This is a genomic window from Pedococcus sp. 2YAF34 (genome assembly GCF_052114585.1).
Taxonomy (GTDB): Bacteria; Actinomycetota; Actinomycetes; order Actinomycetales; family Dermatophilaceae; genus Pedococcus.
Map to the genome: position 1 here is coordinate 70,129 of NZ_JBFRFA010000014.1, position 11,902 is coordinate 82,030.

The window sequence follows — 11,902 nt, forward strand, 5'->3', positions numbered from 1 at the left end:
ACCGGGTGTCGGCAGGCGGCACTAGCCTCACGGGCCATGAGGGACGAACCGCGCACGGGTGACGAGACCACGGTCCTGCTGGCAGCGCTGCAGAGCCACCGCGACGTGATGCTGTGGAAGCTCGAGGGACTGTCTGAGGAGGAGCAGCGTCGGCCGATGGTGCCGAGCGGCACCAACCTCCTCGGCCTGGTCAAGCACCTCGCCAACGCGGAGTACGGCTGGTTCTGCGAGACGTTCGGGCGACCCACCGAGCCGTTGACCGACATCTCCGAGGATCCCGAGGCCGACATGCGGGCGGCGCCGGGGGAGACCACGCAGGAGGTCGTCGACTTCTACCGTCGGTCCTGGGCGGCGACCGACGCCTCGGTGCGCGAGCTCGGGCTCGACGCCACCGGCACGTCCTACGCCGGCGCCACGGTCAGCATGCGGTGGGTGCTGGTCCACATGGCCGAGGACACCGTCCGGCACGCCGGCCACGCCGACATCCTGCGCGAGCTCGTCGACGGTGGCACCGGGCACCACGTGCCGCGGGGCTGAGCGCCCGCGGACGCGACGTCAGGGGGCCGCGTCGACGAGCTCCGGCCGGGTGCGGCCGGGGAGGTTGCGCACCGAGTCGACGGTGAGCAGGGCGAGGGCCAGCCAGACGATGCCGAACCCGACCCAGCGCGTGCCGGACAGGTGCTCGTCGAGCACCAGCACGCCGCACAGCAGCTGCAGCACCGGGGTGATGAACTGCAGCAGGCCGATGGTGACGAGCGGGACCCGCCGGGCGGCGCCGGCGAACAGCAGCAGCGGTGCCGCGGTGGCCGCACCCGCAGCGACGAGCAGGGCCGTGTGGGCGGCCCCCTCGGTGGTGAAGGTCGTCTCCCCGCGCGCGGTGAGCACGACGAGCATCACGGCTGCGATCGGCGCCAGCACGGCCGTCTCGGCCGCCAGGGAGTGCATCGCCTGCAGCGACACCCCCACCTTCTTCTTGACCAGCCCGTAGAGGCCGAACGACATCGCCAGCGTGAGGGCGATGACCGGGACGGAGCCCGCTGCGACACCGAGGTAGACGCCGGCGGCGGCACCGATGGCGACCGCCGCCCACTGGAGCGGGCGCAGTCGCTCGCGCAGGACGAACACGCCGAGGGCCACGGTGACGATGGGGTTGAGGAAGTAGCCCAGCGCGGCCTCGGTCGTGTGGCCGCCGAGCACCGCGGCCACGTAGACGACCCAGTTGACGGCGATGAGCAGCGCCGCCGCCGTCACGCCGAGCCCGAGCCGCGGGCGCCGCCACAGCTGCCGTGCCCAGCCGAGGTCGCGGCGCACGAGCAGCACCACAGCGCACAGCAGCAGCGTCCACAGGATGCGGTGGGACAGGATCTCCCACGCGCCGGCGGGGGCCAGCGCCGCGAAGTACAGCGGGAACAGGCCCCAGATGCCGTAGGCGAGCAACCCGTACGCCGCGCCGTGACGGTCCTCCTCACGGGCCGGAGGGGCCGCCGGCCGCCCGGCGCTCAGGCCACGGTCCAGGTGTCGCGACCGCGCAGCAGCTGGTCGAGGTCGGCGTCGCCGGCCACGCCTCCCGAGGTGTCGACCGCCGCCGCGACCTGGGCGCGCACGAGGTCGTCGTAGGTGGGCCGCACGACGTCGCGGAAGATGCCCATGGGCACGTGCGTCATCTGCGGGGAGTCCAGGCGCGAGAGCGCGAAGGCCTGCGTCGGGTCGCCGGCGTGGGTGTCGTGCACCACGACGTCGCGCCCGGCCGCCTCGGCCTCGGGCACGAACTCCATGACACCGCCCTCGCCGCGCACCAGCACCTGCCGGTCGCCCTCGGGACCGACCTGCACCCGCTCGCCGTCGGCGAGGTGGACGATGCGTGCCTCCTGCTCGCTGCGGTCCTTGATGAGGTCGAAGGCGCCGTCGTTGAAGATCGGGCAGTTCTGGTAGATCTCCACCAGCGACGTGCCGCGGTGGGCGGCAGCCGCCTTGAGGATCTCGGTGAGGTGCTTGCGGTCGGAGTCCATGGTCCGGGCGACGAAGGTGGCCTCGGCCCCGAGCGCCAGCGACACGGGGTTGAACGGGTGGTCGACCGAGCCCATCGGCGTGGACTTGGTGACCTTGCCGACCTCGGAGGTCGGCGAGTACTGGCCCTTGGTCAGGCCGTAGATCTGGTTGTTGAACAACAGGATCGTGAGGTTGACGTTGCGGCGCAGCGCGTGGATCAGGTGGTTCCCGCCGATCGACAGCGCGTCGCCGTCGCCGGTGACCACCCACACCGACAGGTCCTCACGGCTCGTCGCCAGCCCGGTCGCGATCGCCGGCGCGCGGCCGTGGATCGAGTGCATGCCGTAGGTGTCGAGGTAGTAGGGGAAGCGCGAGGAGCAGCCGATGCCAGAGACGAAGACGATGTTCTCGCGCTTGAGCCCGAGGTCGGGAAGGAAGCCCTGCACCGCGGCGAGGATCGCGTAGTCGCCGCAGCCGGGGCACCAGCGCACCTCCTGGTCGGAGGTGAACTCCTTCTTCGTCTGGCGCGTGGCGTCCTCGGCGAGGTGGGGCACACCGGCGGTGCCGTGGGGCACTCCGGTCGACGGCATCCCGAGGTCGGTGCTCATGAGTGGCCTCCCTGGCTGGTGACGGGCTGGTCCGTGTGGGCGGAGCCGGCGCCGTCGGAGGTGGTGACGTCGGCGGCGAGGCCCACGATGGCGTCGGCGAGCTCGACGGTCGTGAAGGGCAGGCCGCGCACCTGGGTGAACGAGTGGACGTCGACGAGGTACTTGGCGCGCAGCAGCATCGCGAGCTGGCCCATGTTCATCTCGGGGACGAGCACGCGGTCGTAGCGGCGCAGCACCTCGCCCGTGTTGGACGGGAACGGGTTGAGGTGGCGCAGGTGGGCACGGGCGACCTTCGCGCCGGTGTTGCGCACGCTGCGTACGGCCGCCGCGATCGGGCCGTAGGTGGAGCCCCAGCCGAGCACGAGGACCGACGCCTCGCCGCTGGGGTCGTCGACCTCGAGGTCGCCGATGGTCTCGGCGACCCGCTCGACCTTGCCCGCCCGCAGCCGGGTCATGAGGTCGTGGTTGTCGGGGTCGTAGGAGATGTTGCCGGTGACGTCGGCCTTCTCGATTCCGCCGATGCGGTGCTCGAGGCCGGGGGTGCCGGGCACGGCCCACGGGCGGGCGAGCGTGCGCTCGTCGCGCAGGTAGGGATGGAACACCGGCTCGCCCTTGTCGTCCGTGGCGTTGGGCTCGGACGCGAGCTCCACGGTGAGGTCGGGCAGGTCGGCGACGCTCGGGACCGCCCACGGCTCGGAGCCGTTGGCGAGGTAACCGTCGGAGAGCACGAAGACGGGCGTGCGGTAGGTGGTGGCGATGCGCACGGCCTCGAGGGCCGCGTCGAAGCAGTCGGCGGGCGACTGCGGGGCCACGATCGGGACCGGCGACTCGCCGTTGCGCCCGAACATGGCCTGCAGCAGGTCGGACTGCTCGGTCTTGGTGGGCAGGCCGGTCGACGGGCCGCCGCGCTGGACGTCGACGATGACCAGCGGCAGCTCGAGGGACACGGCCAGGCCGATCGTCTCGGACTTGAGTGCCACGCCGGGGCCGGAGGTGGTCGTCACGCCGATCGAGCCACCGAACGAGGCCCCCAGCGCCGCACCGATGCCCGCGATCTCGTCCTCGGCCTGCAGGGTCGTCACGCCGTAGCGCTTGAGCCCCGAGAGGGTGTGCAGGATGTCGGAGGCCGGGGTGATGGGGTAGGAGCCCAGCAGCATCGGCCGCCCCGCGCGGTGGGCGGCGGTGACCAGGCCGTAGGCGAGCGCGGCGTTGCCGGTGATGTTGCGGTAGGTGCCGGCAGGCATCACCGCCGGGGCGATCTCGTAGGAGACGGCGAAGTCCTCGGTCGTCTCGCCGTAGTTGAGGCCGGCGCGCAGGGCGGTGAGGTTGGCCTCGAGGATGTCGGGCTTGGAGCCGAACTTCTTCGCCAGGAACGCCTCGGTGCCGGTGGTCGGCCGGTGGTACATCCACGACAGCAGGCCCAGCGCGAACATGTTCTTCGCGCGCTCCTTGTCCTTGCGGGACAAGGAGTCGAACGCCGCCAGCGCCTCGACCGTGATCGACGTCAGGCCGACCGGGTGCACGTGCCACGACTCCAGCGACCCGTCCTCGAGCGGGTTGGTCGCGTAGCCGACCTTGCCGAGGTTGCGCTTGGTGAACTCGTCGGTGTTGGCGATGATCGTGGCGCCGCGCGGCAGGTCGCGCAGGTTGGCCTTGAGGGCGGCGGGGTTCATCGCGACGAGCACGTCGGGGGCGTCACCCGGGGTGAGCACGTCGTGGTCGGCGAAGTGCAGCTGGAAGCTCGAGACGCCCGGCAGGGTGCCCTGGGGCGCGCGGATCTCGGCCGGGAAGTTGGGCAGCGTCGACAGGTCGTTGCCGAGGGCCGCGGTCTCGGACGTGAAGCGGTCACCGGTCAGCTGCATGCCGTCACCGGAGTCCCCGGCGAAGCGGATGACGACACGGTCCAGCTTCTCGACGGTCTTGCTGCTCATGCGGTCCTGACGGTCGTGGACGAACAGTTCTCGGGGCTGTCGTCCGGGTCGTCCGGAGCCGCGCGGCGCACGGACGGCGCCTGGCGCAGCCTGCCCATCCATCGTACGTCGGTGCAGGTCAGGGCAAATGGGCCACCCTGCTTTTGAGACACCCAACACCACGTTATGGATCGGCAGGCCGCGCCGACCTGACCGGTGACTGCGGTCAGGCGGTGACGGTGATCTCGTGGATCTCGTCGTAGGGGTGCCCGGCCCGCTCGTGGATGCGCTGGATGGCCTCCTTGCTCGGCCCCTCCGAGAGGCAGAAGACGTGGCCCGTCTCGGGGTCGGCCCACGCGTGGGTGAACTCGACCGACTCCTCACCCTGGATCGCGAGGTCCGCCTGGTGCGCCTCGTGCAGGGCCTGCGCCGTGACCCCCGGCATGTTGGTGTGGACGTCCATGAACTGGGCCATGGGGGTGCTCCCTTCGCTGGGGGGTGGTGGTCTCGCCACGCTACGCCGCAGCCCCCGGCGCTTCCTCCGTCAAAAAGGTGGCGGATAGCGTGCCGGGGTGGCCACTGACGTCCTCGTCCTGCCGGGCCCGCTCCTCGGGCCGGCGGTGTACGACCCGCTCGCAGCGGCGCACCGACCGTGGCGCGCCCGCCCGCGTCGCGCACCTGCCCAGCGGTCGCTGGGGCCCGCTCGAGGTCCTGGCCCCGTTCGTCGAGCAGGCGCGCGAGCACCGGCCCTCGGCGCTCCTCGCCCACAGGAACGCCGGGTACCGCGTGCCGGCCCTGCGTGCGCGGGCGCCGGTGGACGTCGCCGTGTTCGTCGACGCCGCGCTCCCGCTCGTCCCCGGGGCGACGACCCTGCTCGCACCGCCGGGGTTCGCTGCCTTCGTGGCGGACCTCCCGCAGGAGGACGGTGTGCTGCCCCCGTGGCCGCGCTGGTGGGACCCGGCCGACATCGCCGGTCTCTTCCCCTCGCCGGACTGGCTGGCACGGGTCACCGAGGAGGCACCTCGGTTGGCCCCGTCGTACTTCACCACCCCCGTCGAGGTGCCGCCGCGCGGGCCTGGGCAGTCCTGCCTAGGGTGCTGGTCATGGACCGACCAGCACTGCAGGACGCCCTCAAGGACCGCGACGCCGTGCTGCGGGCGTTCGTGCGCAGCGACGGGAGCCTCGCGTCGATCCCGACCCGGATCGGCAAGCGGCTCGTCGTGCTCGACCTCATCGCCCAGGAGTTCGCGGTGGGGGAGGTCTACGAGGAGACCGAGGTCAACGCCCGGCTGCGGAAGTTCCACGACGACGTGGCGGCGCTGCGGCGCTACCTCGTCGAGGAGGGCTTCATGGACCGGCGCGACGGGCGGTACTGGCGCGCCGGCGGGACCGTCGACGGCATCTGACCGACCTGCGGGCAACCGCGTGCCGGCGGACGCGGCGGCTGCCACACTCGGCGCATGCTGCGGCTCGAGGACCACTGGGTCTGGGACTCCTGGATCGCCGACGACGGCGACCTCTACCACCTGTTCTTCCTGCAGGCTCCCCGGTCGCTGGTCGACCCGGGCAAGCGGCACACGGCGGCGACCGTGGGGCATGCGACGTCGCCCGACCTGGTGACGTGGGACTACTTGGGGGAGTGCTTCGGGCCGGCCCGGACCGGGTTCGACGACCTCGCGATCTGGACCGGCTCGGTCGTGCGCGACGGCGACCGGTGGCGGATGTTCTACACCGCGGTCTCGACGGCGGGCCACCACGTCTACGACCAGCGCGTCGGGTCCGCCGTGTCCGACGACCTGCACCACTGGGAGCGGGTGTCGACCGAGCCGGCGGTGCGCGTCGACGGCCGCTGGTACAAGAACCTCGCCAACACCCCCGCACCGACCCAGGGCCCGGACCTCGAGGGCTCGAGCGAGACGTGGCGCGACCCGCTGGTCTTCCCCGACGCCGCGGGTGACGGCTGGCACCTGCTGCTGTCGGCCCGTGCGCGCGAGGCGGCCCGCAACGACGACGGCGTCGTCGCCCACGCCACCAGCCCCGACCTCGAGCACTGGACCCTGGCCGCGCCGCTGTGCGAGCCGGGCGCCGGGTTCGGGCAGCTCGAGGTGCTGCAGGACAAGCAGGTCGACGGGCGCTGGGTGCTCGTGTTCACCTGCCACCCCCAGGAGATGACGCCCGAGCGCATCGACCGCACCGGGGAGTACTGCACGTGGTCGGTGCCGGGCCCGGGTCCGCTCGGCCCGTGGGACGTCGACGCCGCCCGTCCCTTCGTGGCCGAGCCCGACCTGTTTGCGGCGCCCCTGGTGCAGCGGCGTGACGGGTCGTGGGCGATGGTCGGGTTCCGCAACGTGGAGCCGAAGGGCCTGGACGGGTTCGCGATCATCGACCCGGTCCCGGTCACCCTCGATGCCGACGGGTACCTCGTGGCGGCCGCCGGCTACGACCCCGGCCCGGTGGCCTACCCACCCCTCGCGACCGGGTAAACGGGAGGCGGCCCAGCAGGGTCGGCGCCTAGGGTCGCGGGCATGATCGTCCGCCGCGAGCTGCCCACCGATGCCGACGCCGTACGGGCGGTGCACCTCGCGGCCTTTGCCAAGGCGGCCACCGACGAGGCGCCGGCTCGCGAGGGCACCCTCGAGGCGGACCTCGTCGACGAGCTGCGCGCCGACGGCGACCTCGTGCCCGAGTGCTGCCTGGTGGTCGAGGTCGACGGCGTCGTCGCCGGCCACGTCGCCATCAGCCGCGCCACCGTCGGGGGTGAGCCCGGGCTCGTCGCCCTCGGGCCGGTCGGCGTCCTCCCCGAGGCCCAGCGCTGCGGGATCGGGTCGGCCCTGGTGCATGCCGCCCTCGCCGCCGCCGACGCGCTCGGCGCACGGGGAGTCGTCCTGCTCGGGCACCCCACGTACTACCCGCGGTTCGGGTTCGGGCCGGCCGTCGAGCACGGGATCACGCCACCGCAGGACTGGGGCCCGCAGTACTTCATGCTGCGCCGCCTGCACGCGTGGGGCGACGGCATGAGTGGCCCGTTCCGCTACGCCCCGGCCTTCGAGCGCCTCGACGACTAGTCGCCGGTGCGACCGTCGGCGAGCTCGCGCAGGAGGTCGAGGTGGCCGTTGTGCCGGGCGTTCTCCTCGATGAGGTGCAGCAGCACCCAGCGCAGGGTGGGCCGCTCGCCGCTGCGGAACGGCGTCGCCGAACGGTCGTCGAGGTCGAGCCCGGCGACGATGGCGTCGGTGCGCGCGGCCTGCGCCGCATACTCCTCGAGCGTCTGGGCGATCGGCACCTCGGCGCCGACGCTGAACTCCTTGTCCGGCTCCGTGGCCGTCCACGGCCCGAGGTCGGGGCCGCCGACGAACCGGTTCTCGACCCACGAGTGCTCGACCCAGCGCAGGTGGTTGAGCACCCCGCCGATGCTCATCAGGGGCGAACCCGGCAGGGGCGCGGCGCCGACGTGGTGGGCGGCGAGGTCACGGCACTTCCCGGCGGCGACGTCGCGGGTGTACTGCAGCATCGTGAGCAGGGTGGTGCGCTCGTCCCAGGTGGGCGGGGTGTCATCCGGTGTCATGGGCCTGACCCTGTCGCACACCGCGCGCCGGGCGCCACCGGTTAGTTGAGGTTGTAGGGCCGCTCCGGTGGCGGTGGCACGAGCCCCATGGTGCTGGCCAGGCCCAGCTCCCGCCGGACGAGGTGCAGCGCGAGCCGCAGCCGGGTCTCGGTGTCGGCCGCCGCCAGCAGCCGCTGCCGGTCGCCGAGGTCGAGGCCCACCGCGCCACCGACCTCGTAGGACAGCGCAACCGGGTCGCCCGGCCACTGCGGCTCCTTCGCGCCGACCGTCGTGGCGTAGGTGTGCAGCACCCGCCGGAGGCGCTCGGCCAGGTCGGCCACCTGCCGCTCGTCTCCGGTGCGCTCCTCGAGGACGGTCACCTCCCCGGTGGCGTACGCGGTGCCGGTGCCCGCCTCGAGCGTGTCGAGGTGGAAGCGCCGCACCCCGGTGGAGACCACGAGGTAGCGGCCGTCGCCGAGCGACGCCGCCTGGTCGACCCGGGCGAGGCAGCCGACCTCGTGCAGGTCGTGGACCGAGCCGGCGCCGACCTCGTGGCCCTGCCGGATGGCGACCACCCCGAACTCGGGGACGTCCATCGCGTTGAGCAGGTCGCTGAGCAGCACGATGTAGCGCGGCTCGAAGACCTGCAGCGGCAGGGTCGCGCCGGGGACGAGGACGGTGCCGAGGGGGAAGAGCGGGACCCGCGCCATTCCTCCACGGTAGGCCCGTGCGGCCGGCACCGACAGCCGGCGACAGTCAGCGGCACCCAGCTCGGTGGAGCCCGTCGCGGGGGACCTCCGACTAGGCTGCGAACCGTGTCGCCCTACGTCGTCGTCGCCGCAGTGGTCGTGGTCGGCCTGCTGCTGTTCGTCGCCGCCATGGGCGCCCGCCGGCTGCTCGCCCCGAGCGCCCCGACGCGGGCCAAGCTCACGACGTACGAGTCGGGTGTCGACCCCGTCGGGCAGGGCTGGGCGCAGACCCAGGTCCGCTACTTCGTCTACGCGTTCCTCTACGTCATCTTCGCCGTCGACGCGGTCTACCTGTTCCCGTGGGCGCTGGTCGTGCGCTCCTCCGACCTCGGCGCGGCGTCGCTGGTGGAGATCGGCGTGTTCATCGGCGTGCTGCTCGTCGGCCTGGTGCACGCGGCCCGGCGCGGCCTGCTGAGGTGGGTCTGATGGCGCCGGTCGACCTGCCGCTGCCGCGGGTCGGACCTGCGACCGACCTGGCACCGCAACCGATCCGGGTGGTCCTCAACTGGGGGCGGCGCTACTCGCTGTGGGTGTTCAACTTCGGGCTCGCCTGCTGTGCGATCGAGTTCATCGCCGCGTCGATGGCGCGGCACGACTTCATCCGCCTCGGCGTCATCCCGTTCGCGCCCGGACCGCGCCAGGCCGACCTCATGGTCGTCTCCGGCACCGTGACGGACAAGATGGCGCCGGCCGTGCGCCGCCTCTACGACCAGATGCCGGAGCCGAAGTACGTCATCTCGTTCGGTGCCTGCTCCAACTCCGGTGGCCCCTACTGGGACTCCTACAGCGTCACCAAGGGCGTCGACACGATCATCCCCGTCGACGTCTACGTGCCCGGCTGCCCGCCGCGCCCCGAGTCGCTCCTCCAAGGCATCCTCAAGCTGCAGGAGAAGATCGCCGCAGAGACGTTGAGCACCAAGGGGATCCGCGGCAAGTACGCAGCGCACCGCACGGCCTCCGCGGGTGAGGTCACCCGCGGGCTGGTCAAGCCGCCCCAGGGTCCGGCCACCGGGGGACGCTCGTGAGCGACGCCGTACCCGTGCAGCGCCGCGAGGTGGAGCCGCGGGAGTGGGTGGCCGCCGCGGAGGCCGCCAGGGCCGAGGGCTTCACCTTCTTCGACTGGCTCACGGCGGTCGACCAGGCCGACGCGACAGACGTCCCGGGCCTCGACGTGGTCTGCCACCTGCTCGACCCCTCGACGCCGACGGCGTTGCGGCGGCTGATGATCCGCACCCGCGTGCCCGACGGTGCCGTGCTCGGCAGCATCACCGGGGTCTTCCGCGGGGCGGCGTGGCACGAGCGCGAGACGCACGAGATGTTCGGGCTCGCGTTCGACGGCTTCGACGACGGCACCGGGCGGGGGCTGCGCCCGCTGCTGCTGCCCGACGGCTTCGAGGGCACGCCGCTGCGCAAGTCGTTCGTCCTGGCGGCCCGTGCGTCCAAGCAGTGGCCGGGCGCCAAGGAGCCGGGGGAGAGCGAGCACAGCAAGCCGACCGGCCGGCGTCGGGTCTCGGCGCCAGGTGTGCCCGACCCCGAGTGGGGCCCGCGGTGACCGGCGCCGACGCCCTCGAGGTCGTCGTCCGCGCGGTGGCCGTCCTCGCTGCCTTCCTCGTGCTGCCGCTGCTCGTGGGCCAGACCGAGCACAAGGTCATGGCCCACATGCAGGGACGGCTCGGGCCCATGTATGCCGGTGGCTTCCACGGCTGGGCGCAGCTCGTCGCCGACGGGGTCAAGTTCGTGCAGAAGGAGGACATCACCCCGGCGGCCGCCGACAAGGGTGTCTTCCGGTTCGCGCCCGCCGTCGCCCTCGTGCCCTACCTCGTCGCGATGGCGGTCATCCCGCTGTCGCCGGACGTGGTGGCGGCCGACGCCCCGGCCGGCGCCGTCTTCGTCCTCGCGGTGACGGCCGTCGGCATCCTCGGCACCCTGATGGCCGGGTGGGCCAGCGCCAACAAGTACTCGCTGCTCGGTGCCATGCGTGCTGCCGCCCAGCTGCTGTCCTACGAGCTGCCGATGGTCCTCGCCGTCGCATCGGTGTGCCTGGCCGCCGGGACGCTGTCGCTCACCGGCATCGCCCACGCCTGGTCGCCGTGGTGGCTGCTGTGGCAGCTGCCGGGAGCCGTGGTGTTCCTCGTGTCCGCCGTCGCCGAGCTGCAGCGCCCGCCGTTCGACATGCCCGTCGCAGACTCCGAGATCGTGTTCGGCGCCTACACCGAGTACACCGGGCTGCGGTTCGCGTTCTTCCTGCTCAGCGAGTACGCCGGGATCGTCGTGATGTCACTGCTGTTCACCGTGCTCTACCTCGGCGGGTGGCAGGGCCCGTTGAGCGACCAGCTCGGCTGGCTCTGGACGGTGCTCAAGGGGTTCTGCATCGCCGTTGTCGTCATCTGGCTGAGGGTCGCGTGGCCGCGGCTGCGCGAGGACCAGCTCCAGCGCCTCGCCTGGCTCGTCCTCGTGCCGCTCGCCCTCGCACAGCTGGCCCTCACCGGCGTCTGGGTGGTGCTGACCGCATGAGCGAGCCCACCAAGCCCCAGCCAGCCAGCCCCGCGTCGTCGAACGCCCGACCGGCGAGGCGCAGCAGCGGCGGCGCCGTACCGGGCATCCTCAAGGGCCTGGCCACCACGGCCCGCACGCTCGCGCGCCCGACGCACACGGCGGAGTACCCCGACGTCTCGCCGCACCTGCCTCCGCGCAGCCGCGGCGTGATCGCGCTGCTGGAGGAGAACTGCACCTCCTGCATGCTCTGCGCCCGCGAGTGCCCGGACTGGTGCATCTACATCGACTCGCACAAGGAGACGATCCCCGCGACGACGCCGGGTGGCCGCGACCGGCAGCGCAACGTGCTCGACCGGTTCGCCATCGACTTCAGCCTCTGCATGTACTGCGGCATCTGCATCGAGGTGTGCCCGTTCGACGCGCTGCACTGGAGCCCCGAGTTCGAGTACTCCGAGCTCGACATCCGCGACCTGCTCCACGAGAAGGACCGGCTCGGGCAGTGGATGCCCACGGTTCCGCCGCCGCCGGCCCTCGACGAGCACGCCGCCGAGCCGGCCGAGGTCGCGGCCGTCAACAAGCCGCCGCGGACGGCGCGGACCCCCACGG

The 11,902-nt window shown here is 72.6% G+C and carries 15 protein-coding genes; 9 read left to right on the forward strand and 6 right to left on the reverse strand.

Translation table 11 applies throughout. The features are described from left to right. The first annotated feature begins 36 nt into the window (after nucleotides 1-36). Nucleotides 37-537: a DinB family protein gene (locus AB4Z02_RS09885; protein ID WP_441970659.1), complete on the forward strand. Its 501-nt coding sequence runs from the start codon at nucleotides 37-39 to the stop codon at nucleotides 535-537. Nucleotides 538-555: 18 nt separating this feature from the next. Here the strand turns inward: AB4Z02_RS09885 and rarD are convergent, their stop codons facing one another. From rarD to AB4Z02_RS09905, 4 genes are all read right to left on the reverse strand, one after another. Continuing rightward, nucleotides 556-1,515: an EamA family transporter RarD gene (gene rarD, locus AB4Z02_RS09890; protein ID WP_441970681.1), complete on the reverse strand. Its 960-nt coding sequence runs from the start codon at nucleotides 1,513-1,515 to the stop codon at nucleotides 556-558. Next, nucleotides 1,500-2,597, reverse strand: a complete 1,098-nt coding sequence (locus AB4Z02_RS09895; protein ID WP_441970661.1) for a 2-oxoacid:ferredoxin oxidoreductase subunit beta — start codon at nucleotides 2,595-2,597, stop codon at nucleotides 1,500-1,502. Before AB4Z02_RS09895 ends, rarD begins: the two co-directional genes overlap by 16 nt. Further along, the gene (locus tag AB4Z02_RS09900; protein WP_441970663.1) at nucleotides 2,594-4,528 is read right to left on the reverse strand and encodes a 2-oxoacid:acceptor oxidoreductase subunit alpha; all 1,935 of its coding nucleotides are present in this window, start codon (nucleotides 4,526-4,528) and stop codon (nucleotides 2,594-2,596) included. Before AB4Z02_RS09900 ends, AB4Z02_RS09895 begins: the two co-directional genes overlap by 4 nt. Before the next feature lie 205 nt (nucleotides 4,529-4,733). Continuing rightward, nucleotides 4,734-4,982 carry an SCO4226 family nickel-binding protein gene (locus AB4Z02_RS09905; protein WP_056882170.1) on the reverse strand — a complete coding sequence of 83 codons (249 nt, stop codon included), beginning with the start codon at nucleotides 4,980-4,982 and terminating at the stop codon, nucleotides 4,734-4,736. Nucleotides 4,983-5,610: 628 nt separating this feature from the next. On the opposite strand from AB4Z02_RS09905, the gene AB4Z02_RS09910 reads away from it, so the two are divergent. From AB4Z02_RS09910 to AB4Z02_RS09920, 3 genes are read left to right on the forward strand one after another with little or no spacing between them, the layout of a single operon-like run. Beyond that, nucleotides 5,611-5,913 carry a DUF2087 domain-containing protein gene (locus tag AB4Z02_RS09910; RefSeq protein ID WP_441970665.1) on the forward strand — a complete coding sequence of 101 codons (303 nt, stop codon included), beginning with the start codon at nucleotides 5,611-5,613 and terminating at the stop codon, nucleotides 5,911-5,913. 54 nt (nucleotides 5,914-5,967) lie between these two features. Further along, entirely contained in the window at nucleotides 5,968-6,990 is a 1,023-nt protein-coding gene (locus AB4Z02_RS09915) for a glycosyl hydrolase (protein ID WP_441970666.1), read from the forward strand. Nucleotides 6,991-7,032: 42 nt separating this feature from the next. After that, entirely contained in the window at nucleotides 7,033-7,572 is a 540-nt protein-coding gene (locus AB4Z02_RS09920) for a GNAT family N-acetyltransferase (protein WP_056882173.1), read from the forward strand. Here AB4Z02_RS09920 and AB4Z02_RS09925 read toward each other — a convergent pair. After that, nucleotides 7,569-8,072, reverse strand: coding sequence for a DinB family protein (locus AB4Z02_RS09925; RefSeq protein WP_056882174.1), 504 nt, complete (start codon nucleotides 8,070-8,072; stop codon nucleotides 7,569-7,571). The two genes, AB4Z02_RS09920 and AB4Z02_RS09925, sit on opposite strands and share 4 nt — an antisense overlap. A gap of 41 nt (nucleotides 8,073-8,113) precedes the next feature. After that, nucleotides 8,114-8,761: an LON peptidase substrate-binding domain-containing protein gene (locus AB4Z02_RS09930; protein ID WP_441970669.1), complete on the reverse strand. Its 648-nt coding sequence runs from the start codon at nucleotides 8,759-8,761 to the stop codon at nucleotides 8,114-8,116. A 105-nt stretch (nucleotides 8,762-8,866) separates the two neighbouring features. Between AB4Z02_RS09930 and AB4Z02_RS09935 the strand changes: the two genes are divergently transcribed. The 5 genes from AB4Z02_RS09935 to AB4Z02_RS09955 all read left to right on the forward strand — a co-directional run. Beyond that, the gene (locus AB4Z02_RS09935) at nucleotides 8,867-9,226 is read left to right on the forward strand and encodes an NADH-quinone oxidoreductase subunit A (RefSeq protein ID WP_056882176.1); all 360 of its coding nucleotides are present in this window, start codon (nucleotides 8,867-8,869) and stop codon (nucleotides 9,224-9,226) included. After that, complete coding sequence (locus AB4Z02_RS09940; protein ID WP_056882177.1) at nucleotides 9,226-9,825, forward strand: NADH-quinone oxidoreductase subunit B; 600 nt, start codon at nucleotides 9,226-9,228, stop codon at nucleotides 9,823-9,825. Before AB4Z02_RS09935 ends, AB4Z02_RS09940 begins: the two co-directional genes overlap by 1 nt. Beyond that, complete coding sequence (locus AB4Z02_RS09945; RefSeq protein ID WP_441970671.1) at nucleotides 9,822-10,352, forward strand: NADH-quinone oxidoreductase subunit C; 531 nt, start codon at nucleotides 9,822-9,824, stop codon at nucleotides 10,350-10,352. Before AB4Z02_RS09940 ends, AB4Z02_RS09945 begins: the two co-directional genes overlap by 4 nt. After that, nucleotides 10,349-11,314 carry an NADH-quinone oxidoreductase subunit NuoH gene (nuoH, locus tag AB4Z02_RS09950; protein ID WP_156399769.1) on the forward strand — a complete coding sequence of 322 codons (966 nt, stop codon included), beginning with the start codon at nucleotides 10,349-10,351 and terminating at the stop codon, nucleotides 11,312-11,314. The genes AB4Z02_RS09945 and nuoH overlap by 4 nt, the downstream gene beginning before the upstream one ends. After that, nucleotides 11,311-11,902, forward strand: a 592-nt coding sequence (locus AB4Z02_RS09955) for a NuoI/complex I 23 kDa subunit family protein (protein ID WP_441970673.1), incomplete at its 3' end; no start/stop codon positions are given. The genes nuoH and AB4Z02_RS09955, both read left to right, overlap by 4 nt.

What these genes read in the sequence shown, in the direction of transcription:
- AB4Z02_RS09905 (WP_056882170.1), bottom strand. Translation starts at nt 4,982, where the DNA reads ATGGCCCAGTTCATGGACGTCCACACCAACATGCCGGGGGTCACGGCG.
- AB4Z02_RS09910 (WP_441970665.1), top strand. Translation starts at nt 5,611, where the DNA reads ATGGACCGACCAGCACTGCAGGACGCCCTCAAGGACCGCGACGCCGTG.
- AB4Z02_RS09925 (WP_056882174.1), bottom strand. Translation starts at nt 8,072, where the DNA reads ATGACACCGGATGACACCCCGCCCACCTGGGACGAGCGCACCACCCTG.
- AB4Z02_RS09940 (WP_056882177.1), top strand. Translation starts at nt 9,226, where the DNA reads ATGGCGCCGGTCGACCTGCCGCTGCCGCGGGTCGGACCTGCGACCGAC.
- AB4Z02_RS09930 (WP_441970669.1), bottom strand. Translation starts at nt 8,761, where the DNA reads ATGGCGCGGGTCCCGCTCTTCCCCCTCGGCACCGTCCTCGTCCCCGGC.
- AB4Z02_RS09915 (WP_441970666.1), top strand. Translation starts at nt 5,968, where the DNA reads ATGCTGCGGCTCGAGGACCACTGGGTCTGGGACTCCTGGATCGCCGAC.
- AB4Z02_RS09895 (WP_441970661.1), bottom strand. Translation starts at nt 2,597, where the DNA reads ATGAGCACCGACCTCGGGATGCCGTCGACCGGAGTGCCCCACGGCACC.
- AB4Z02_RS09920 (WP_056882173.1), top strand. Translation starts at nt 7,033, where the DNA reads ATGATCGTCCGCCGCGAGCTGCCCACCGATGCCGACGCCGTACGGGCG.
- AB4Z02_RS09900 (WP_441970663.1), bottom strand. Translation starts at nt 4,528, where the DNA reads ATGAGCAGCAAGACCGTCGAGAAGCTGGACCGTGTCGTCATCCGCTTC.
- AB4Z02_RS09885 (WP_441970659.1), top strand. Translation starts at nt 37, where the DNA reads ATGAGGGACGAACCGCGCACGGGTGACGAGACCACGGTCCTGCTGGCA.